Here is a 21,231-nt window from a genome sequence, read left to right on the forward strand (position 1 = left end):
GTTGCCAGTGCCATGTGCCGAAGCACTACGCACCAATACTCAAAAACTGGGGTTGCTGCGAAAGCGCCTGCAGGTTGACTTCCTGCCAGCGCTCCCCTGCTGCGTCGGTGTACAGATGCCCATGCCAGGCAGGTGCGTCTGCGCCCGGGGCATCGGCGGCCGTGAAGGCCTCCGCGCCCCGCAACCCCGCCAGTCGGTCGACCAGCAATGCGCAGTTGACTTCGAGCAGCTCGTTGAATGCCACGAGCCGCGATTGCATGCGTGCCGCCTCGGTGGCGGCGGGGGCGCCCGGCGCACCGGACGCGAACGCCGACAGCTGCACGACGCCATACAGGCCGCCGCGCAGGTTGGAGACGCCGAGGAACCAGGGCTCCGTGTAGGGCACGGGCTGGGGCGGCGTCCAGGGAAAGATTTCGCCGGCGTGCGCCAGCGGAAAGAGGTACTTGCCCTCACCCGCCTCGACCGCCAGCCAGTTCGCGGCCACGCCCGTGGTGCGCGCGGCCTGGAGGCGGCTCGCAAGCCGGGACTGGAAGGCGCGCAGCGCGTCGCGATTCGCCATGGCGTACGCAGGTTCCCGGTCAGGCGAGCGCGCTGATCTTGGACATCAGATCGGCCGCGTTGACCGGCTTCACGATGTAGTCGCGTGCGCCCTGGCGCATGCCCCAGACACGATCGGTTTCCTGGTTCTTGCTGGTGCACAGGATGATCGGGATGGCCGCGTACTTCGGGTCGCGGGCGATGGCGCGCGTGAGCTGGAAGCCGTTCTGGCCGGGCATGACCACGTCCATGAGGATCAGGTCGGGATGGTCTTCCTCGAGGCGGCGCATCGCGTCGTCGGCGTTTTCAGCCGTCTTCACGGAGAAACCGTTCTTCTGGAGGAGGTCGGTCAGGAACACCAGTTCCGTCTTGGAGTCGTCGACGACGAGGATTTTTCGAATCGGCATTACTGCACTTCCTGTTGAACAATGCCAAACTGCTGCACGGCCTGCAGCAGCTGGTCTTTGGTGAAAGGCTTGGTGAGATAGTCCTGGGACCCGACCATGCGGCCGCGGGCCTTGTCGAATACGCCGTCTTTCGAAGACAGCATGACGACCGGGACATTGGAGAAATGTGCGTTGCGCTTGATGATGGCGCAGGTCTGATAGCCGTCGAGGCGAGGCATCAGGATGTCGCAGAAAATCAGGTGAGGCTTGTGGTCGTTAACCTTGGAGAGCGCGTCGAAGCCGTCTTCCGCGAGAAGAACCTCGTGCCCACCCTGCTTCAAAAAAATCTCGGCACTGCGCCGGATGGTGTTGCTGTCGTCGATGACCAGCACCTTGTAACCAGATCCATTCGGGCCCATTGCAAACGCTCCTGCTCATGAGACTTGGATGCCCGCCGCGCCGAACATCGACGCAGATCGCGTAGCCCTATGCCATGCTTGTCAGATCTCAACCATTTCGAAGTCTTCCTTGCGCGCACCGCACTCAGGACAGGTCCAGTTCATCGGCACCTCGGCCCAGGCCGTGCCTGCCGCGATGCCGTCTTCCGGTACACCAACCGCTTCGTCATAGATCCACCCACAAATCAGGCACATCCAAGTTTTCGTGTTCATCGGAGCTTAAAGTCCTTGTTCATTAAATGCAACGAGTGTATCTATGCGTATCTCACTGGCAGACCGTAAACGTCGCGCCTATGCCACCATCCAGGGGATTTCGCCAGGCGTATGACCATCTACTTACATTCAGACGAGAACGCCCGCAAACCGGGCAATCTTAACGACCCCTCGCAGGACGACGAGGCGCTGAGCGAACGCGACCTGAATCCCCCCTGCGTGCTGGTGTTCAATGCCAGCGATCCGAGCGGCGCGGGCGGCCTGGGCGCCGACGCACTGGCCATGGGATCGGTGGGCGCTCACATCCTGCCGGTGGTGACGGGCGCCTACGCCCGCGACACGGCCGAGATCTTCGACCACTTCGCCTTCGAGGAAGAGGCCGTGGCCGAGCAGGCCCGCGCCATCCTGGAAGACGTCGAAGTCCAGCTGATCAAGGTGGGCTTTGCCGGCACCCCCGAGGCGCTGAGCACCATCGCCGAGACCGCCGCCGACTACCCGGACGTGCCCGTGGTGGCCTACATGCCCAACCTGTCGTGGTGGGACGAGAACCTGATCGAGGCCTACCTGGACGCTTTTCGCGACCTCGTGCTGCCCCAGACCACGGTGTTGGTTGGAAACCACAGCACGCTGTGGCGCTGGCTGCTGCCCGACTGGAGCGGCGAGCGCCCGCCCGGCGCGCGCGACATCGCCAAGGCCGCCGGCGAGTTCGGCGTGCCTTACACATTGGTCACCGGCATGGTGCTGCCCGACCAGTTCATCGACAACGTGCTGGCCTCGCCGCAGTCGGTGCTGGCCAGCGAGAAGTACGAACGGCTCGAGGCCGTCTTCGCCGGTGCGGGCGACACGCTCTCGGCCGCGCTCGCGGCCCTGCTCGCCAGCGGCACCGACCTCGTGGCCGCCACGACCGAAGCGCTCGCTTACATGGACCGCTGCCTCGACGCGGGCTTCCGCCCCGGCATGGGCCACGTGCTGCCCGACCGCCTGTTCTGGGCCGAGCCCGAGGACGACGAAGACGACGACGAACCCGACACCCCTCCCGATTTCGCTTTACCCCCGCACGACACGCGACACTGATGACTGACCAGAACGACATTCTTTTCGAGCGCGCCCGCGCCGTGATCCCCGGCGGCGTGAACTCGCCCGTGCGCGCCTTCAAGGCCGTCGGCGGCACGCCCCGTTTCATCCAGCGCGCGCAAGGCGCCTATTTCTGGGACGCCAACGACAAGCGCTACATCGACTACATCGGCTCCTGGGGTCCGATGATCCTGGGCCATGGCCACCCGGCCGTGGTCGAGGCCGTGCAGAAGGCCGTGCTCGAAGGCTTCTCGTACGGCGCGCCGACCGAGCGCGAAATCGAACTGGCCGAAGCGATCCTGGCCCTGGTGCCGTCGATGGAGATGGTGCGCCTCGTGAGTTCGGGCACCGAGGCCGCCATGAGCGCGCTGCGCCTGGCGCGCGGCGCCACCGGCCGCAAGACCGTCGTCAAGTTCGAAGGCTGCTACCACGGCCACGCCGACGCGCTGCTCGTGAAGGCTGGCTCGGGCCTCGCCACCTTCGGCAACCCGACCTCGGCCGGCGTGCCGCCCGAGGTGGTGCAGCACACGCTGGTGCTCGAGTACAACAACCTGCAGCAGCTCGAGGAAGCCTTCGCGCTGCACGGCAAGGACATCGCCTGCCTGATGATCGAGGCGATCGCCGGCAACATGAACTTCGTGCGCGCCACGCCCGAGTTCGCCAAGCGCTGCCGCGAGCTGTGCACGCAGCACGGCGCACTGCTGATCTTCGACGAGGTGATGACGGGCTTCCGCGTCGGCCTGCACGGCGCGCAGGGCGTGCTGGGCATCACGCCCGACCTCACGGTGCTCGGCAAGGTGATCGGCGGCGGCATGCCGCTGGCAGCCTTTGGCGGCCCGCGCGCCATCATGGAACAACTCGCGCCGCTGGGCCCGGTCTACCAGGCCGGCACGCTGTCGGGCAACCCGGTGGCCACCGCCTGCGGCCTGGCCACGCTGAAGGAAATCTCGAAGCCCGGCTTCTACGAGGCGCTGGCGAAGAAGACCCGCACGCTGGTCGACGGCCTCAAGGCCGCCGCGGCGGCTGAAGGCCAGCCCTTCAACGCCGACAGCGAAGGCGGCATGTTCGGCTTCTTCCTGATGAACGAGCTGCCGCAGAACTACGCGACGGTGATGACCACCGACAACGCCCAGTTCAATGCGCTGTTCCACGGCCTGCTCGACCGCGGCGTGTACATCGCGCCGGCACTCTACGAAGCAGGCTTCGTGAGCGCCGCGCACAGCGAGGACGACATCGCGGCCACCATCGCGGCGGCGCGCGAGATCTTCAGCAAGCGCTGACGCGCGTCCTCCCCGCTCAGGCGGGGTCGACCGCCGCCACCGGCCCGGCCTCGGCTTCGAGCACTTCAGCCGCGGCCAGGCAAAGGTCTTCGCGGAAGCGGTCGCTCACGAGCTGCACGCCCGTGGGCAGCCCGTGGCGCAAACCCATGGGCACCGACAGCCCCGGCAATCCCAGGATCGCGGTGGACAGCAGCGGGCTCTGCGCATCCAGGATCTCCCGCATTGCGGCGCTGCCGCGCTGGTCTGCGTCGACCGGGAACGGATGGCGCCACGACACCGGCATCAGCAGCAGCGGATGGCGCTGCAGGAACAGCGCCCATTCACGCATCAGGCCCGTGCGCGCAGCCAGGGCGCGCATATAGCTTGCTGTGTCGAACTGCGGCGCGTGCGCATCCATGGCGCGGTAGGCCTGGCGGATGGTGTCGTCGCCGTCGCGCATCAGCGCCTCTTCCACCAGCAGCCGGCTGTCGGCCATCGTCAGCGACAGCCAGAGGTCCGCCGTCTCGCGCAGGCGCGGCGGCTGCGCGGGCTCGACACGGTAGCCGGCGCGCTCCAGACGGCGCGCGGCGCGCTGCAATGCATCGGCCACCTCGGGGTCGCAGGCGTAACCAGGCAGCTCGGTGCACAGCGCCACGCTGACGGGGCTGCCCGATGTGGCCGATTCCAGCGGCGCGGGCGCCCACCACGGGTCGCGCACATCGCGCTGCGCCATCGCGGCAAAGGCCAGCCGCAGGTCGCGCACGCTGCGCGCCAGCGGCCCCTGCACCGACGTGAGCTGGACCACCATCGGCCGCTCGCCCGCACCTGAAGGATTGAAGGCCGGCACGCGCCCGAAGCTCGGGCGCAGGCCGTACACGCCGCAGGCATAGGCCGGGTAGCGGATCGATCCGCCCTGGTCATTGCCGTGCGCGATGGCACCGATGCCCACCGCGACCGCCGCCGCCGCGCCGCCGCTCGAACCGCCCGGCGTGACGTCGGCGTCGTGCGGATTCAGCGTGCGCCCGTGCGCTGCGTTGTCGGTGAACCAGCGCATCGAGAACGCGGGCGTGTTGGTGCGGCCGACCACGATCGCACCGGCGCGCTGCAGGTTCGCCACCACGGGGCTGTCGTCCTTCGCCACGACGCTGCGGTAAGCCTCCACGCCGTTGGTGGTGGCGTGCCCACGCTGGTCGACGTTGACCTTGATAGTGACCGGCACGCCATGCAGCGGCCCCGTCGCTTCGCCGCTCGCCAGCGCCGCGTCGGCCTGCGCCGCAGCGCCCAGCGCTTCGTCGGCACAGCGGTCGACCACGGCGTTCAGCTGCGGGTTCACCGCGTCGAGCCGCGCCAGGCTGCTGCGCACCGCCTCGACGCACGAGACCTCGCGCGCCTTGATGCGCTGCGCCAGGTCGGCGGCTTCCAGTTGCCAGAGTTGCATGCGTTGTCTCCTTGAGAAAAATGAAATCGGTGGCGGGGCCGTTCGTCAGTCGCCCTTGACGCCCGCGCGCCGCACGGCGTCGGCCCAGCGCGGCTTCTCGCGCTTCATCAGCGCGCTGAGCTCCTCGGGGCTTGAAGGCAGCGCCTCGATCGACAGCGCGGCGTTGGCGCGCACCACGGCCGGGTCGGCCAGCGCGGTGCGCAATGCGGTGTTGAGCCGGTCGACCGTCTTGCGCGGCGTGCCCGCCGGCGCCATGAGTGCGCCCCAGGCCACCACATCGAAGCCCGGCACGCCGCTTTCGGCCACCGTCGCCACCTCAGGCAGCACGCCGGCGCGCTTCGCGCTGGTCACGGCGATCGCCTTGACCCGACCCTGCTGGATGAACGGCAGCACCGCCGAGATGTTCTCGATGGTCACGTCGAGCTGGCCGTTGACCATGTCGCCGACCGCCTGCGTGCCGGTCTTGTAGGGCACCTGCACCATCGTCAGCCCGGTCTCGGCCTTCAGCAGCTCGCCGGTCAGGTGGCCCGCGCTGCCGATGCCGGGCGAACCGACCGACAGCTTGCCCGGATGCTCACGCCCGTAGGCGACCAGCTCCTGCAGGTTGCGCACCGGCAGGTCCTTGCGCACGATCAGCACGTAGGCGTTGCTCGAGATCAGGCCGACCGGCACCAGGTCTTTCTCGGGCGCATACGGCAGCTTCGAGAAGAAGGCCGGGTTGATGCTCAGCGTGACGAGGTTGCCGTAGCCGACCGTGTAGCCGTCCGGCGCGGAGGTGGCCAGCGCCTGTGTGCCGACGATGCCGCCGGCGCTGGGACGGTTGTCCACCGCCAGGGCCTGGCCCAACTCGCGGCCCATCGCGTCGGCCACGGGCCGCACGGCCACGTCCACGCCCGACCCGGCGGCGTAGGGCACGATGAATTTCAACGGGCGCTCGGGGTACTGGGCCGAGGCGCCGAGGGTGACGGCAGCAAGCCCGGCCAAAAGGGTGCGGCGGGTCCACGCGAATGACAGTGCAGGCACGAAGGTATCTCCTGTGAGAAGCCCGCCGCTCACCATGAGACGACCGGTGCGCAAAGTCTAGAAATCGGCCGCGCGCCGGAAAAGACAATCGCTTGTCGCGATGACAACCTGTGTTTGTCTGGGGATCACCCGGTGGCGCCGCCCGGCAGAATGCGCCGCATGAAGGACCACCAGCTCAAGGCCTGGCTGCGGCTGGCCGACACCGGCAGCATCCGCGCCGCTGCGCGCAGCCTGCACCTGAGCCAGGCGGCCGTGACCAAGGCGATCCGCGAACTCGAGGCCGAGGTCGACGCCCAACTGGTGCTGCGCAGCTCGCGCGGCATCGAGTTCACCGAGTGCGGCCGCCAGCTCACCGTGCGCGCGCGGCTGGCGCACCAGCAGCTCGAACTCGCGCGCCAGGACATCCGCATCCTGCAGGGCAGCCAGCACGGGCGCGTGGCCGTCGCCGTGACGCCGATGGTGTTCCTGGGCGTGCTGCCCGAGGTGGTGCGCGCCTTTCGCAAGGCGATGCCGCATGCGCAGCTCAAGCTCTTCGATGGCCTGATTCCCCAGGTGCTGCCGCTGCTGCGCGAAGGCACGATCGACTTCGCGGTGGCGGGCCCGGTGGCCGCGGCGCTCGACGCCGACTTCGCGTTCGAGCGGCTCGACATGATCGAGATGGCAGTGCTCTGCCGGCGCGGCCATCCGCTGAACCGCGCCACGCGCTGGGAAGAAGTGGCAGGCGCCGAATGGCTGATGCACCTGGCGCCCGGCAGCCAGCACACCTTCCTGCTCGAACAGTACGCCGCGCAGGGCCTGCCGCTGCCGGAGCACCGCATCGAGGTGGCGTCGTTTGGCGTGAGCTGGGGCCTGCTCACGCGCAGCGACGCGCTGATGGTCGGGCCGGCCGGCATGCTCACCATGCCGCCGTATGCCGATCTGGTGGAGCGCGTGCCGCTCGCGATGCCGGTGCCGCCGCTGGAGCTGGGCATCGTCTCGCCGCGCGGCAAGCCGCTGTCGCTGGCGGCGCTGCGGCTGGCCGAGCTGTTTCGCAAGTACCTGGCGCGGCCCGCCTGAGCGATGTCATCGTTTTCGCGAAGGCCGCGTGTATATTGCGCCGGCGTTCGCGGGGCCATTCCCGCGCGCGCAGACCCAAGGGAAGCCGTCATCGCAGCCACCATCGAAGCCGCGAGACAGACCAAATTTCAGGATGCCCCGCCCATGACCCCCTTGCGCATGCTGCCGCTGCTGAGTGCCCTTCTTTTGCCGGGCCTCGCGCTGGCGCAGTCCTTCGAGCCGAAGAACATCTGGGTCAACCCCGGCTTCTACTCGGCCCATTTCGACAGCGGCAAGGGCCTGGAAAACGCCAACCCGGGCCTGGGCTTCGAGTACCCGCTGAACGACACCTACCGTGTCACGGCCGGCACCTTCCACAACAGCAACCGGCGCCAGTCGCACTACGTCGGCCTGTACATCCTGCCCTTCGAGTTCTACGGCGTGAAGTTCGGCGCGGTGGTGGGCGGCTTCGACGGCTACCCCGACTACCGCAACGGCAACTGGTTTCCCGCCATCATTCCGACGGCCGCCATCGAGGGCAAGAACTGGGGCCTGAACATCGCCTACGTGCCGACGATCAAGAACCGGTTGTACGGCGCGATCAGCTTCCAGCTCAAGTACCGCTTCGGCACGCACGAGTAGCAACGACGGCCACAAAAAAAGCCAGGGCCGCGTGAGCGACCCTGGCCTTGTTCGGGCAGGCCCCGCAGGGCCGCAGGCTCAGTGGCGGAAGTGGCGCACGCCCGAGAACACCATCACCACGCCGCGCTCGTCGGCCGCGTCGATCACTTCCTGGTCGCGCATCGAGCCGCCCGGCTGGATGACGCAGCCCGCGCCCGCGTCCACCACCACATCGAGGCCGTCGCGGAACGGGAAGAAGGCGTCGCTCGCCACCGCCGTGTCCTTGAGCGACAGGCCCGCGTGCTCGGCCTTGATGCTGGCGATGCGCGCGGAATCGAGGCGGCTCATCTGGCCGGCGCCCACGCCCATGGTCATGCCGTCGGCGCAGAACACGATCGCGTTGCTCTTGACGTACTTCGCGACCTTCCAGGCGAACAGCAGGTCTTGCAGCTGCTGCGGCGTGGGCTGCTTCTTGCTGACCACCTTGAGGTCGGCCAGCGCCAGCTCGTGGTTGTCGGCGGTCTGGATCAGGAGGCCCGAGCCGACGCGCTTGACGTCCATCGCGTTGCGGCCGTTGTCCCAATCCGTGCTGCCGCCCTTCGGCAGTGCGATCTCGAGCACGCGCACGTTGAGCTTGGCCTTGGTGGCCTGGAACACTTCCAGCGCTTCGGGCGTGTAGCCCGGTGCCATCAGCACTTCGACGAACTGCTTGTTGACGGCCTGCGCGGTGGCCAGGTCGACCGGGCGGTTGAAGGCGATGATGCCGCCGAAGGCCGAGGTCGGGTCGGTCTTGAAGGCCTTGCTGTAGGCCTCGAGCGCATCGGCGCCCACGGCCACGCCGCAGGGGTTGGCGTGCTTCACGATCACGCAGGCCGGCACGTCGAAGCTCTTGACGCATTCCCACGCGGCATCGGCATCGGCGATGTTGTTGTAGCTGAGTTCCTTGCCCTGCAATTGCTTGGCCGACACGAGCGAACCGGGCGCCGGGTACAGGTCGCGGTAGAACGCGGCCTGCTGGTGCGGGTTCTCGCCGTAGCGCAGGTCCTGCACCTTCACGAAGCGGCCGTTGCTCTGCGCCGGGAACAGCGAGCGCTTGGGCGCGGGCTGGCCGATGCTGGCGTCGAAGTCGATGGCCGAGAGGTAGTCGCTGATCGCGCCGTCGTAGTCGGCGATGCGGTTGAACGCGGCCACCGAGAACGCGAACTTGGTCTTGTCGCTGAGCTTGCCGTCGGCCTTGAGCTCGGCCAGCGCCACGGCGTACTGCGAGGCGTCGGTAAGCACGCCCACGTCCTTCCAGTTCTTGGCCGCGCTGCGCACCATCGCCGGGCCGCCGATGTCGATGTTCTCGATGGCGTCCTCGAGCGTGCAGCCGGGCTTGGCCACGGTGGCTTCGAACGGGTACAGGTTGACCACCAGCAGGTCGATGGTGTCGATGCCGTGTTCCTTGATCGCGGCGACGTGCGCGGGCAGGTCGCGGCGCGCCAGCAGGCCGCCGTGGATCTTCGGGTGCAGCGTCTTCACGCGGCCGTCGAGCATTTCGGGAAAGCCGGTGTGGTCGGCAACTTCGGTCACCGGCAGGCCGGCATCGGCCAGCAGCTTGGCGGTGCCGCCGGTGGACAGCAGCTTGACGCCCAGGCCATGCAGGGCCTGCGCGAATTCAAGGATGCCGGTCTTGTCGGAAACGGAAAGGAGTGCGGTCTGAGCCATGGGATATGCCGTGGAGTTATTTCAAAAGTTTGTGCTCGACCAATTTCTTGCGGAGCGTGTTGCGGTTCAGGCCCAGCCATTGGGCGGCCCGGGACTGGTTGCCTTCGGCGCGCGTCATGACGACGTCGAGCAGGGGTTTCTCGACCACACGCACGAGCATCTCGTACATGCCGTCGGGTTCGGTGCCCCGCAGATCGCGAAAGTAGCTGTCCAGACTGCTGCGAACGCAGTCCTCGATGTGTTTCTTGCTCATTGCTTGCTTCTTCTCTTTTTGTCTTCGCTCAATCGACGGCGCACGCCGTCTCCTCTTCTCCCGCCGGCTCCTCGTCTGCCGTCGGGGCGGGCATGCGGTCCATGCGGTCCGCAAGCCCCTGAAAATAGTCGTCGACCGCGCGCAGCTGGCCGGCGCAGTCTTCGATGGCGTTCATGCGTGCGCGGAACGCCTCGCCGTCGGGCAGCGCACGCACATACCAGCCGATGTGCTTGCGCGCCGTGCGCACGCCGCTGAACTCGCCGTACAGCGCGTAGTGCTCCACCAGGTGGTCGAGCAGCAGCCGGCGCACCTCCGCTACCAGCGGCGGCGCCAGGTGGGTGCCGGTGTCCAGGAAATGCGCGATCTCCCGGAAGATCCACGGCCGGCCCTGCGCGGCGCGGCCGATCATGACGGCGTCGGCGCCCGTGGCCGCGAGCACGTCGCGCGCCTTCTCGGGCGAGCGGATGTCGCCGTTGGCCACCACCGGCACGCGCACCGCGGCCTTCACGGCGGCGATGGTGTCGTACTCGGCGTGGCCCTTGTAGCCCTGCTCGCGCGTGCGCCCGTGCACGGTGAGCATCTGCACGCCGGCCGATTCGAAATCGCGCGCGAGCTTCACCGCGTTGCGGTGGTCTTCGCTCCAGCCGGTGCGCATCTTGAGCGTGACCGGCACGTTGAAGGGTTGCGCCGCATCGACCACGGCCTGCACGATTTCCAGGGCCAGCGGCTCGTCGCGCATCAGCGCCGAGCCGGCCCACTTGTTGCAGACCTTCTTGGCCGGGCAGCCCATGTTGATGTCGATGATCTGCGCGCCGCGCTCGATGTTGTAGACCGCGGCCTCGGCCATCATGGCCGCGTCGGTGCCGGCAATCTGCACCGCAATGGGGCCCGGCTCGCCGTCGTGGTTGGCGCGCCGCGAAGTCTTCAGCGTGTTCCAGAGTTCCTTGCGCGAGGTGACCATCTCGCTGACCGCATAGCCCGCGCCGAGTTCGCGGCACAGCATGCGGAAGGGCCGGTCCGTCACGCCGGCCATGGGCGCGACGAACAGCCGGTTTTCCAGCGTGTGGGTGCCGATCTGCAAGGTCATGGGAAGGAGTGCTGTGCGGGTCGGCTGCTGAAAAATGAGGCACGATTGTAGCCACGTGGCATTTCAGCGACTGAAACGATTTACGCCTTTTTGCGCTTGCGACACAGGCGTAAACACCAGTATTTCGCGGGGCCTTCTCCGACGCGGTCGCGACGTGAGCGCTGCCTATACTTCGCCGACCTTATGCAAGCCTGGCTCGACGCACTCCTGGCGCTCCTCGCGCTCCCCCAGTACGGACTTTCGACGCTGTTCATCGCGGCCTTCGTGTCCGCCACCTTGCTGCCGGTGGGCTCCGAACCGATCCTGTTCGGCCTGCTGAAACTCAATCCCGAGATGTTCTGGCAGGCCATCGCCGTGGCCACCATCGGCAACACGCTGGGCGGCGCGGTCGACTGGTGGATGGGCTACGGCGCGCACAAGGTGGCCGACAAATACTCGCACTCGAAACACCACCTGCGCGTGCTCGGCTGGCTCGAGCGGCTGGGCCCGAAGGCCTGCCTGTTGAGCTGGCTGCCGATCGTGGGCGACCCGCTGTGCGCGGTCGCCGGCTGGCTCAAGCTGCCGTTCTGGCCCTGCGTGGGCTACATGGCGATCGGCAAGTTCCTGCGTTACGTGACGATGACCTACGCGCTTCTATACGTCTTTCCGTCATAAGGACTTGGCTCGCCCCCAGGCTGCGCGCACTTCGTGTCGCTTCGCCAACCCCCTACCGGGGGCAGGCAGGCCGCTTCGGGCGGCCGTGCGCGGCGGCCTCGCGCAGATGCAAGAAACTCAGCTCAGCAGTTCGTAGGGGCCGCCGCGTTCCAGCGCGCGCTTATAGGCCGGACGCGCATGGATGCGCTCCAGGTAGGCCATGAGCTTCGGCCGCTTCGCATCGAGGCCGCCGCGCGCCCGCGAGGCTTCGACCACGAAGCTCATCTGGATGTCGGCGCCCGTGAATTCATTGCCCGCGAACCACTCGCTGCGGCCGAGTTCGGCCTCCATGAAATTCAGATGGCCCGTGATGTTCGGATGAATGAAGGCCGACTTCGCCTTCGCCGCGATGGCCTTGGCGATCGGCTTGGCGAAGAAGGGCATCTTGCTCGTCTCGATCCGGTCGAACACCAGCTTGAGCAGCAGCGGCGACATCGCCGTGCCTTCGGCGAAGTGCAGCCAGTAGCGGTAGCGCAAGGCCTCCGGCGAGCCCGGCGCGGGCGCGAGCCGGCCCTGGCCGTAGCGTTCGATGAGCGACTCGATGATCGCGCCCGATTCCGCCAACGTGGCGCCGTCGTCGGTCGTCACCACCGGCGACTTGCCCAGCGGATGCACGGCCTTCAGCGAAGCGGGCGCCAACATGGTCTTGGGGTCGCGCTGGTAATGGACGATCTCGTAAGGCAGCTCGAGTTCTTCGAGCAGCCAGAGCACACGTTGCGAGCGCGAGTTGTTCAGGTGATGGACAGTGAGCATGGCGAATGAAAGCCTTCCGGCGGAGGATGCAGCGGGCGCGCAGTCTAACCACAACGCACGCGGGTTCCGGGCGCCCGCTGCGACAGCGTCACCGCCTACGGCAAACCGTGGGTCGGGTTCCTACACTGACCCGGATGGCTCCTCACTTCACGCGGCGCCGCCGCACCTCGCTGTTCATCACCGGACTCTGGCTCGGCCTCGCGGCCTGCCAGGCCTGGGCGCTCACGCCCGAGGAGGTGTTCCGCAAGGTCGCGCCCGCTGTCTGGACCGTGAAGGGCGAACGCGGCAACAACCAGACCGCCATCGGCAGCGCGGTCGCCGTGACCCCGGGCGCGCTGGCCACGGCCTGCCACGTGGTCGACGGCGCCGTCGCAGTCACCGCGGAGCAGGGCCCGACCACATTGCGCATCGCCCGCATCGTGCGCGACCCCGATCCGTCGCGCGACCTGTGCGTGCTCACGAGCGAAACGCCGCTGCAGCTGCCCGCCGTGCAGATCGTGCCCGCCGCCGAGTTGCGCGTCGGCCAGCGCGTGTTCGCCGTCGGCAGCCCGCATGGCCTCGAACGCACGCTGAGCGAGGGCCTGATCTCGGCGCTGCGTCCGCGCGCGCCCGGGCAACTGCCGATCGTGCAAACGTCGGCGCCCGTATCTTCAGGCTCCAGCGGCGGCGGGTTGTTCGACACCGAGGGCCGGCTGGTCGGCGTGACCGACAGCGTGGCGCCCGGCGGCGCGAACCTCGGCTTTGCCTACCCGGCTCAATGGGTGATGGAACTGCCGCAGCGCGTGACCACGGAGCTGGCGACATGGCGCGATCTGCTGAAAAGCACCGGCGTGATGTTCGGCCCCAACGGGGAACCCGCGCCGTCCGGCCATGCCGAGCTGTCGGACCTGCAGGCCCTGCCCTCCATCGGCGCCGACCCGACCCCGGTGCGCAACGCCTACCGCCAGTTCCTGCTGCAGGCCCGGCCCCGGATCTTCCTGATCACCGGCGATCAGAAGTTCGGCACTGCCACCAGCTCGGCCGCGCTGACCGAGCATCTGAAAGGCTGCACCGAACGCAAGGTGACATGCGCCGCCTACGCGGTCGATGACACCGTGGTGTGGGGCAAGCAGAAGACCGAATGATCGAAGCGGCTCGCCGCAAGGCGGCCCCTTCGTGAAACACCGAGGAACCGGCTTCGCCGGGCCTCAGGTGTTGCCCCCGGTAGGGGGTTGGCGTAGCGGACACGCAGTGCCGCGCAGCCTGGGGGCGAGCGAAATCAGGAGCTGAAGAGGAAGTTCATCACGTCGCCATCCTTGACGACGTATTCCTTGCCTTCCGAACGCATCTTCCCCGCGTCCTTCGCACCCTGCTCGCCCTTGAAGGCGATGTAGTCGTCGAACGCGATGGTCTGGGCGCGGATGTAGCCCTTCTCGAAGTCGCCGTGGATCACGCCGGCGGCCTGCGGGCCGGTGTCGCCGATGTGGATGGTCCAGGCGCGCACTTCCTTCACGCCGGCGGTGAAGTAGGTCTGCAGGCCCAGCAGCTTGAAGGCGGCGCGAATGAGGCGGTTCAGGCCCGGTTCTTCCTGGCCGATTTCGGCGAGGAACATCTTCTTGTCTTCGTCGTCCATCTCGGCCAGGTCGGCTTCGATCTTGGCGCAGATGGCGACCACGGGCGCGCCCTGCTTGGCGGCGTACTCGCGCAGGCGGTCGAGGTAGGGGTTGTTCTCGAAACCGTCCTCGGCCACGTTGCCCACGAACATCGCGGGTTTGGCGGTGATGAGCGTGAAGCTCTTCACCAGCGGCTGTTCTTCCTTCGTGAACTCCAGCGCGCGCACGGGCGTGTTCTCGTTCAGCGCGGCCTGGCAGCGTTCGAGCAGGCCGACAAGCTTCTGCGCGTCCTTGTCGCCCGAGCGGGCGACCTTGGTGTGGCGGTGCAGCGCCTTCTCGACCGTGGCGAGGTCTGCCAGGCAGAGTTCGGTCTGGATCACTTCGATGTCGGAGATCGGGTCGACCTTGCCGGCCACGTGGATCACGTTCTCGTCGTCGAAGCAGCGCACCACGTTCACGGTGGCGTCGGTCTCGCGGATGTGCGCCAGGAACTTGTTGCCCAGGCCTTCACCGGTGCTGGCACCGGCCACCAGGCCGGCGATGTCGACGAACTCGACGATGGCGGGCACCACGCGCTCGGGCTTGACGATCTCGCTCAGCTGGTCGAGCCGCGGATCGGGCACTTCCACCACACCCACGTTGGGCTCGATGGTGCAGAACGGATAGTTTTCCGCTGCGATGCCGGCCTTGGTCAACGCATTGAAAAGGGTGGATTTACCGACGTTGGGCAGGCCGACGATGCCGCATTGCAAACTCATGGGAGGTCCTCTTGGGTAACCCCCGATTTTAGGCTGACCGGGTTCTCCCCCGGGCTGGGCCCACTTCCGGCCACTGCCGCGCACCTTTTCCCAGACGTTCTGAGGCGCACGAAGACCCTCTGGCAGCGGCTTTCCGGCCCGAAAAGCTCAGGGTTAGACCCGACTCGCAAACGTTTGCGCAAACGTTTCCCTCGATTAACATCGGAGCCCCCGGCACAGACCGGCGTTCCGCTCTGACCCCTCATTTCAGGAGACATCCACCATGAAGTTCACCCGCCGTACCCTGCAAAGCGCTGCCGCATTGACCTTGCTGGGCGCCATCGCCGGAACGCCCGCCTTCGCGCAGGACAAGCCGAAGGTCGCGCTGGTCATGAAGTCGCTGGCCAACGAGTTCTTCCGCACCATGGAAGACGGCGCCAAGGCGCACCAGAAGGCCAACGCCGCGCAGTACACGCTCGTGGCCAACGGCATCAAGGACGAAACCGACACCGCCGCCCAGATCAAGATGGTCGAGCAGATGGTGGCGCAGAAGATCAACGCGCTGGTCATCGCGCCCGCCGATTCGAAGGCGCTGGTGCCGGTGATCAAGGCCGCCATCGACAAGGGCATCCTGGTCGTGAACATCGACAACCAGCTCGACGGCGCCGCCCTGAAGGAAAAGGGCATCCAGGTGCCCTTCGTCGGCCCCGACAACCGCGCCGGCGCCAAGCTGGTGGGCGACGCGCTGGCCAAGGAGCTGAAGTCGGGCGACAAGGTCGGCATCATCGAAGGCGTGTCGACCACCTTCAATGCACAGCAGCGCACGCTGGGCTACCAGGACGCCATGAAGGCCGGCGGCATGACCGTGGTCGGCGTGCAGTCGGGCCAGTGGGAAATCGACAAGGGCAACACCGTGGCCGCCGGCATGATGCGCGAGCACCCCGACCTGAAGGCCCTGCTGGCCGGCAACGACAGCATGGCGCTGGGCGCCGTAGCGGCCGTCAAGGCCGCGGGCAAGACCGGCAAGGTGCTGGTGGTGGGCTACGACAACATCGGCGCCATCAAGCCGATGCTGAAGGACGGCCGCGTGCTCGCCACCGCCGACCAGTTCGCCGCCAAGCAGGCCGTGTTCGGCATCGAGACCGCGCTGAAGGCCATCGCCGACAAGAAGAAGCAATCGGAAATGCCGGCTGAAGTGAAGACCGACGTGATCCTCGTCACCAAGTCGTCCAAGTAAGCCCAAGCCCTCCGTTTCCCTCAACAAGAAGAAGACTCCGTTTTGACTGCCGCCACCGACGCCGCCCTGCACCCGCCCTTACCCACCGCGGTGCTCTCGTTGAGCACCGTGGGCAAGGACTACGCGGCGCCGGTGCTCGACGGCGTTTCGCTCGAGCTGCGCGCCGGCGAGGTGCTCGCCCTCACGGGCGAGAACGGCGCGGGCAAGAGCACGCTGTCGAAGATCGTCTGCGGGCTGGTGCAGCCCACGCGCGGCGGCATGCTGCTCGATGGCCAGCCCTTCGCGCCGGCCTCGCGCCGCGATGCCGAGCGCCTGGGCGTGCGCATGGTCATGCAGGAACTCGGCCTCGTCACGACGCTGTCGGTGGCCGAGAACCTGCTGCTCGACCGCCTGCCGCACAAGAGCGGCTGGATCCGTCGCGCCACGCTGCACGAGCTGGCCGAGCGCCAGCTCGCCAAGATCGGCCTGGACGGCATCGACCCGGCCACGCCGGTGGCGCGGCTGGGCATTGGCCAGCAGCAGATGGTGGAGATTGCGCGCAACCTGCAGGACGACACGCGCGTGCTGGTGCTCGACGAGCCCACCGCCATGCTCACGCCGCGCGAAACCGCGCACCTGTTCGAGCAGATCGAGCTGCTGAAGCTGCGCGGCGTGGCGATCGTCTACGTGTCGCACCGCCTCGAAGAACTGCAGCGCATCGCCGACCGCGTGGCAGTGCTACGCGACGGCAAGCTGGTCGATGTGCGCGCCATGGCCGGCGTGCGCGAATCCGAACTGGTGCAGCGCATGGTCGGGCGCGCGGTGCACGAGCACGAAGGCCGCGCGCGCCGCGTGGCGGGCCCGGTGCTGCTGAGCGCGCGCGGCATCGGCCGGGCGCAGGTGGTGCGCGACGTCGATCTCGAACTGCGCGCGGGCGAAGTCATGGGGCTGGCCGGCCTGGTCGGCTCGGGCCGCACCGAGCTCGTGCGGCTGCTGTTCGGCGCCGACCGCGCCGACCGCGGCGAGGTCGTGCTGCACGACGGCACGCCCGCCGCACAGCCCGTGCAACATGCGCGCAAAGGCTGGCGCTCGCCAATGCAGGCCATTCGCGCGGGCATCGGCCTCGTCACCGAAGACCGCAAGTCGCAGGGCCTGCTGCTGTCGCAGCCGATCCGCGTCAACGCCACGCTGAGCGACCTCGGCGCGATCTCGCACGCCGGCTGGCTGCGCCGCACCAAGGAGCGGCAGATTGCACGCCGGCTGGTCGAGCTGCTGCGCATCCGCTCGCGCAGCATCGAACAACCCGTGTCCACACTCAGCGGCGGCAACCAGCAGAAGGTGGTGTTCGCGCGCTGGCTGCACCGCGAATGCAAGGTGCTGCTGCTGGACGAACCCACGCGCGGCGTGGACGTGGGCGCGCGCGCCGACCTGTACGCCGAGCTCGACCGCATGACCGACGCCGGCAAGGCGCTGCTGATGGTGTCCAGCGACCTGCGCGAGCTGATGGCCATGTGCGACCGCATCGGCGTGATGAGCGCCGGCCGGCTGGTCGCGGTGTTCGAGCGCGGCGAGTGGAGCGAACAGTCGCTGCTCGCTGCCGCCTTCAGCGACGCCACGGGCCGCGTGCCCGGTTCCCCGGCGGATTCCACCGCCCCTGCCCCGACTTCTGCCGACGCATGACGACCATGAACGCCGCCTCCCCTTCTTCTTCCGCTGCCACCAGCAAGCCGCCGTCCGCGCTCAAGGGCCAGCTCGGCACCTACCTGGGCCTGACCGTCGTGCTGCTGGGCATGATTGCGCTCTTCGGCTCGATGAGCGAATACTTCCTCACGCGCGAGACCTTCATCTCCATCGCCAACGAAATCCCGGCGCTGGCCGTGATGGCGGTGGGCATGACCTTCGTGCTGATCATCGCGGGCATCGACCTGTCGGTGGGCTCGGTGCTCGCATTGAGCGCGGCCGTCACGGCCGCCGCCATCCTCGAATGGAAGCTCTCGGTGCCGCTGGCCGCCATGCTCGGTCTGGCCACCGGACTGATCTGCGGCACGGTGACAGGCGCGGTGTCGGTCGCCTGGCGGCTGCCGAGCTTCATCGTCTCGCTGGGCATGCTCGAGGCCGTGCGCGGCGGCGCCTACCTGGTCACCGACTCGCGCACGCAGTACGTGGGCGATGCCATCTCGGGCCTGGCCGCGCCGTGGATCGGCGGCATCTCGGCTGCCTTCGTGCTCGCGGTGGTGCTGGTGGCCGTGGGGCAGCTGGTGCTCACGCGCTCCGTGTTCGGCCGCCATGTCGTGGGCATCGGCACCAATGAAGAAGCCATGCGCCTGGCGGGCATCGACCCGCGGCCGATCCGCATCATCGTCTTCGCCGTCACCGGCCTGCTGGCCGGGCTCGCGGGCCTGATGCAGTCGGCCCGCCTCGAAGCGGCCGACCCGAACGCGGGTGTCGGCATCGAGCTGCAGGTGATCGCGGCCGTGGTCATCGGCGGCACCAGCCTCATGGGCGGGCGCGGCTCGGTGGTCAACACCTTCTTCGGCGTGCTGATCATCGCGGTGCTCGAGGCCGGCCTGGCGCAGGTGGGCGCGAGCGAACCGAGCAAGCGCATCATCACGGGCGCGGTGATCGTGGTGGCCGTCATCATCGACACCCTGCGCCAGCGCCGGGCCGATCGTCGACTGGCCTGAGCCTCAAGGAACCCACACAACCATGGCCACCATCAAGGACGTCGCACTCCAGGCGGGCGTTTCCGTCACCACCGTGTCGCACGTCGTCAACGACACGCGCCACGTGAGCGCCAAGGTGCGCGAGCGCGTCGAGCTGGCGATCCGCGAGCTGGGCTACGTGCCCAACGCGATGGCGCGCAGCCTCAAGAGCAACACCACCTCGACGCTGGGCATGCTGATTCCCAACAGCTCCAACCCCTACTTCGCCGAGATCGTGCGCATCGTGGAAGACCGCTGCTTCGGCGCCGGCTACACGCTGGTGCTGTGCAACACCGACGACGAGCCCCGGCGCCAGAGCGTGTACCTGCAGGTGCTGGCCGAGCGCCGCATCGACGGGCTCATCGTGGTGTCGACCGGCGCCGACGAGGACGACTCGCTCGCCACCCAGCTGCGCGGCCTGCGCATTCCCACCGTGCTGGTCGACCGCGAGATCGCCGATCCGGCCTGCGACCTGGTGGAAACCGCCCACATGCAGGGCGGCCTGCTCGCGGTGCGGCACCTGCTGTCGCTGGGCCACAAGCGCATCGCCTGCATCGGCGGTCCGCTGGGCGTGACCTCGAGCGAGCAGCGCATCGAAGGCTGGCGCATGGCACTGGCGGAAACCGGCTCGGCGCCGAGCGCCGACGCGCTGCTGTGGCGCGGCGGCTTCACCAGCCAGGGCGGCTACGAGGCGATGCACGCCATCCTGCGCACCGAGCAGAAGCCCTCGGCCGTGTTCGTGTGCAACGACCTGATGGCCATCGGCGCGCTGCGTGCCGCACACGAAAGCGGCGTGCGCGTGCCCGACGAACTGTCCATCGTGGGCTTCGACGACATCGAACTGTCGGCCTACACCAGCCCGCCGCTCACCACCGTGGCCCAGCCCAAGGAGCGCATCGGCGCGCTGGCGGTCGACATGCTGCTGGAGCGCATGGGCGGCAAGCGCCGCGACGCACGCAAGGTCGTGCTGCAGCCCGAGCTGCGCGTGCGCGCCTCGACCGCGCGCCACGCGGGCTTTCGCGAAACCGGCGTGACGCCCGCCCCTTCCACCACCACCGCCACACCTTCCAAGTCCCGCACCTCGTGAGCCTTCCGCCTCTTTCTTCCTCCACGCCGTCTTCGCCGCCGCGCATCGTGGTGCTCGGCAGCCTGAACATGGACATCGTGCTGCGCGTGCCCTACGCGCCGGCCGCGGGCGAAACCCTGCTGGGCCGCTCGATCGCCGCCATCCCCGGCGGCAAGGGCGCCAACCAGGCCGTGAGCTGCGCACGCGAAGGCGCGCAGGTGCAGATGATCGGCTGCGTGGGCGACGACGCGCATGGCGCGGCCCTTCGCGATGCGCTCGCGCGCGACGGCATCGACACCGCCGCGCTGCGCACCGTGGCGGGCGAGCCGACCGGCACGGCGCTGATCCTCGTGGAAGACAGCGGCCAGAACCGCATCGTGATGATCCCAGGCGCCAATGCGCAGGTCACCATCGACGAGGCCTCGCTGACGCAGCAGGTGCAGGGCGCGGCCTTCCTCGTCGCGCAGTTCGAGACCCCGATGGACCAGGTGGCACGCGCCATCAACGCCGCGCACGACGCGGGCTGCGCGGTGATGCTCAACCCCTCTCCGGTGCAAGCCATCGCCGAGGCGCTCTGGCCCCGCATCGACACGCTGGTGGTCAACGAGATCGAGGCGCAGACCCTGTCGGGTCAGAACGCCGACAGCCCCGAAGAAGCAGCACAGGCCGGCCAGGCACTGCGCGCGCGCGGCATCGCCCGCGTGGTCGTGACGCTGGGTTCGCGCGGCGCCGTGGCGGTCGACGCCGACGGGGCGCGCCACCATCCCGCGCCGAAGGTGCAGGCGGTCGACACCACCGCCGCCGGCGACACCTTCCTGGGCGCGCTCGCCGTGGCGCTGGGCGAAGGCCAATCCTTCGACGAGGCCGTGCGCCTGGGCATCCGCGCCGCCGCGCTGTGCATCCAGCAGCCCGGCGCCCAACCCTCCATTCCGCTGCGCGACGCCGTGCTGCGCAGCCCCCTGCCCCCCGACTGGATCACGCTGTGAAACGCTCTCCCCTGCTGCACGCCGAACTCTCCCACGTGATCGCCTCGATGGGCCACGGCGACATGCTGGTGATCGGCGACGCCGGCCTGCCGATTCCCGACGGCCCGCGCCGCATCGACCTGGCCGTGGCGCGCGGCGTGCCGGGGATCAGCGATGTGCTGAAGGCGGTGCTGTCCGAGATGCAGGTCGAAGCCATCGTGGTGGCCGACGAAGCGCTGCAAGGCGATGCGAAGGCGCTGCCGGGCTGGTACCCGCAGTCGCTGGGCATCGCGCCGCAGACGGTGTCGCACGAAGAGTTCAAGCGCCGCAGCGCGAAGGCCCGTGCCATCGTGCGCACGGGCGAATGCACGCCCTACGCGAACATCATCCTGATCGCCGGCGTGAGCTTCTGAGGC

At 68.2% G+C, this 21,231-nt stretch carries 23 protein-coding genes; 12 read left to right on the forward strand and 11 right to left on the reverse strand.

All coding sequences use genetic code 11. The features are described 5' to 3' along the window. Positions 1-25: 25 nt before the first annotated feature. From AC07OH_RS23435 to AC07OH_RS23450, 4 genes are all read right to left on the reverse strand, one after another. A complete protein-coding gene (locus AC07OH_RS23435; RefSeq protein WP_489061669.1) occupies positions 26-559 on the reverse strand; it encodes a chemotaxis protein CheW in 534 nt (177 codons plus the stop codon). 19 nt (positions 560-578) lie between these two features. After that, on the reverse strand, positions 579-944 hold the full coding sequence (locus AC07OH_RS23440) for a response regulator (RefSeq protein ID WP_062479114.1): 366 nt from the start codon (positions 942-944) through the stop codon (positions 579-581). Further along, a complete protein-coding gene (locus AC07OH_RS23445) occupies positions 944-1,342 on the reverse strand; it encodes a response regulator (RefSeq protein WP_021012487.1) in 399 nt (132 codons plus the stop codon). Before AC07OH_RS23445 ends, AC07OH_RS23440 begins: the two co-directional genes overlap by 1 nt. Before the next feature lie 81 nt (positions 1,343-1,423). After that, the gene (locus AC07OH_RS23450; protein WP_099792923.1) at positions 1,424-1,594 is read right to left on the reverse strand and encodes a rubredoxin; all 171 of its coding nucleotides are present in this window, start codon (positions 1,592-1,594) and stop codon (positions 1,424-1,426) included. Between the two features lie 111 nt (positions 1,595-1,705). Here AC07OH_RS23450 and thiD point away from each other — a divergent pair, with 111 nt between their 5' ends. Further along, positions 1,706-2,668, forward strand: a complete 963-nt coding sequence (gene thiD / locus AC07OH_RS23455; RefSeq protein ID WP_495302303.1) for a bifunctional hydroxymethylpyrimidine kinase/phosphomethylpyrimidine kinase — start codon at positions 1,706-1,708, stop codon at positions 2,666-2,668. Then, positions 2,668-3,948, forward strand: a complete 1,281-nt coding sequence (gene hemL / locus AC07OH_RS23460; RefSeq protein WP_495302304.1) for a glutamate-1-semialdehyde 2,1-aminomutase — start codon at positions 2,668-2,670, stop codon at positions 3,946-3,948. The genes thiD and hemL overlap by 1 nt, the downstream gene beginning before the upstream one ends. A gap of 16 nt (positions 3,949-3,964) precedes the next feature. On the opposite strand, the gene AC07OH_RS23465 is transcribed toward hemL, so the two are convergent. Continuing rightward, positions 3,965-5,365 carry an amidase family protein gene (locus AC07OH_RS23465; RefSeq protein WP_495302305.1) on the reverse strand — a complete coding sequence of 467 codons (1,401 nt, stop codon included), beginning with the start codon at positions 5,363-5,365 and terminating at the stop codon, positions 3,965-3,967. Between the two features lie 45 nt (positions 5,366-5,410). Then, on the reverse strand, positions 5,411-6,388 hold the full coding sequence (locus tag AC07OH_RS23470; protein WP_495302306.1) for a Bug family tripartite tricarboxylate transporter substrate binding protein: 978 nt from the start codon (positions 6,386-6,388) through the stop codon (positions 5,411-5,413). 159 nt (positions 6,389-6,547) lie between these two features. Here AC07OH_RS23470 and AC07OH_RS23475 point away from each other — a divergent pair, with 159 nt between their 5' ends. Continuing rightward, positions 6,548-7,444 (forward strand): LysR substrate-binding domain-containing protein, encoded by an 897-nt coding sequence (locus tag AC07OH_RS23475; protein WP_062479122.1) that lies wholly within the window; start codon positions 6,548-6,550, stop codon positions 7,442-7,444. Positions 7,445-7,588: 144 nt separating this feature from the next. Further along, positions 7,589-8,065, forward strand: coding sequence for a hypothetical protein (locus tag AC07OH_RS23480; protein ID WP_056577761.1), 477 nt, complete (start codon positions 7,589-7,591; stop codon positions 8,063-8,065). Between the two features lie 78 nt (positions 8,066-8,143). On the opposite strand, the gene purH is transcribed toward AC07OH_RS23480, so the two are convergent. From purH to dusB, 3 genes are read right to left on the reverse strand one after another with little or no spacing between them, the layout of a single operon-like run. Continuing rightward, positions 8,144-9,751: a bifunctional phosphoribosylaminoimidazolecarboxamide formyltransferase/IMP cyclohydrolase gene (purH, locus tag AC07OH_RS23485; protein ID WP_495302307.1), complete on the reverse strand. Its 1,608-nt coding sequence runs from the start codon at positions 9,749-9,751 to the stop codon at positions 8,144-8,146. A 16-nt stretch (positions 9,752-9,767) separates the two neighbouring features. Further along, positions 9,768-10,004 (reverse strand): Fis family transcriptional regulator, encoded by a 237-nt coding sequence (locus AC07OH_RS23490; protein ID WP_056577757.1) that lies wholly within the window; start codon positions 10,002-10,004, stop codon positions 9,768-9,770. 28 nt (positions 10,005-10,032) lie between these two features. Next, positions 10,033-11,091: a tRNA dihydrouridine synthase DusB gene (gene dusB / locus AC07OH_RS23495; protein ID WP_070062764.1), complete on the reverse strand. Its 1,059-nt coding sequence runs from the start codon at positions 11,089-11,091 to the stop codon at positions 10,033-10,035. 183 nt (positions 11,092-11,274) lie between these two features. On the opposite strand from dusB, the gene AC07OH_RS23500 reads away from it, so the two are divergent. Then, the gene (locus AC07OH_RS23500; protein ID WP_056577751.1) at positions 11,275-11,745 is read left to right on the forward strand and encodes a YqaA family protein; all 471 of its coding nucleotides are present in this window, start codon (positions 11,275-11,277) and stop codon (positions 11,743-11,745) included. Between the two features lie 117 nt (positions 11,746-11,862). Here the strand turns inward: AC07OH_RS23500 and AC07OH_RS23505 are convergent, their stop codons facing one another. Beyond that, a complete protein-coding gene (locus AC07OH_RS23505; RefSeq protein ID WP_495302308.1) occupies positions 11,863-12,537 on the reverse strand; it encodes a glutathione S-transferase in 675 nt (224 codons plus the stop codon). Positions 12,538-12,671: 134 nt separating this feature from the next. Here AC07OH_RS23505 and AC07OH_RS23510 point away from each other — a divergent pair, with 134 nt between their 5' ends. Next, positions 12,672-13,661 (forward strand): trypsin-like peptidase domain-containing protein, encoded by a 990-nt coding sequence (locus tag AC07OH_RS23510; protein WP_495302309.1) that lies wholly within the window; start codon positions 12,672-12,674, stop codon positions 13,659-13,661. A gap of 134 nt (positions 13,662-13,795) precedes the next feature. Here AC07OH_RS23510 and ychF read toward each other — a convergent pair whose 3' ends face one another. Beyond that, positions 13,796-14,887, reverse strand: coding sequence for a redox-regulated ATPase YchF (gene ychF / locus AC07OH_RS23515; RefSeq protein ID WP_307584454.1), 1,092 nt, complete (start codon positions 14,885-14,887; stop codon positions 13,796-13,798). Between the two features lie 262 nt (positions 14,888-15,149). On the opposite strand from ychF, the gene AC07OH_RS23520 reads away from it, so the two are divergent. Genes AC07OH_RS23520 through rbsD form a run of 6 tightly spaced genes read left to right on the forward strand, consistent with a single transcriptional unit; the run spans position 15,150 to position 21,228 of the window. Continuing rightward, the gene (locus AC07OH_RS23520; RefSeq protein ID WP_495302310.1) at positions 15,150-16,103 is read left to right on the forward strand and encodes a sugar ABC transporter substrate-binding protein; all 954 of its coding nucleotides are present in this window, start codon (positions 15,150-15,152) and stop codon (positions 16,101-16,103) included. A gap of 42 nt (positions 16,104-16,145) precedes the next feature. Next, complete coding sequence (locus AC07OH_RS23525; RefSeq protein ID WP_495302311.1) at positions 16,146-17,762, forward strand: sugar ABC transporter ATP-binding protein; 1,617 nt, start codon at positions 16,146-16,148, stop codon at positions 17,760-17,762. 5 nt (positions 17,763-17,767) lie between these two features. Then, a complete protein-coding gene (locus AC07OH_RS23530; protein WP_495302450.1) occupies positions 17,768-18,766 on the forward strand; it encodes an ABC transporter permease in 999 nt (332 codons plus the stop codon). Positions 18,767-18,788: 22 nt separating this feature from the next. Further along, positions 18,789-19,871 (forward strand): LacI family DNA-binding transcriptional regulator, encoded by a 1,083-nt coding sequence (locus tag AC07OH_RS23535; RefSeq protein ID WP_495302312.1) that lies wholly within the window; start codon positions 18,789-18,791, stop codon positions 19,869-19,871. Further along, the gene (gene rbsK / locus AC07OH_RS23540; protein ID WP_495302313.1) at positions 19,868-20,836 is read left to right on the forward strand and encodes a ribokinase; all 969 of its coding nucleotides are present in this window, start codon (positions 19,868-19,870) and stop codon (positions 20,834-20,836) included. The genes AC07OH_RS23535 and rbsK overlap by 4 nt, the downstream gene beginning before the upstream one ends. Continuing rightward, the gene (gene rbsD, locus AC07OH_RS23545) at positions 20,833-21,228 is read left to right on the forward strand and encodes a D-ribose pyranase (RefSeq protein ID WP_492680114.1); all 396 of its coding nucleotides are present in this window, start codon (positions 20,833-20,835) and stop codon (positions 21,226-21,228) included. The genes rbsK and rbsD overlap by 4 nt, the downstream gene beginning before the upstream one ends. Positions 21,229-21,231: the final 3 nt, after the last annotated feature.

This window comes from Variovorax sp. GW821-FHT10C12 (genome assembly GCF_059415405.1).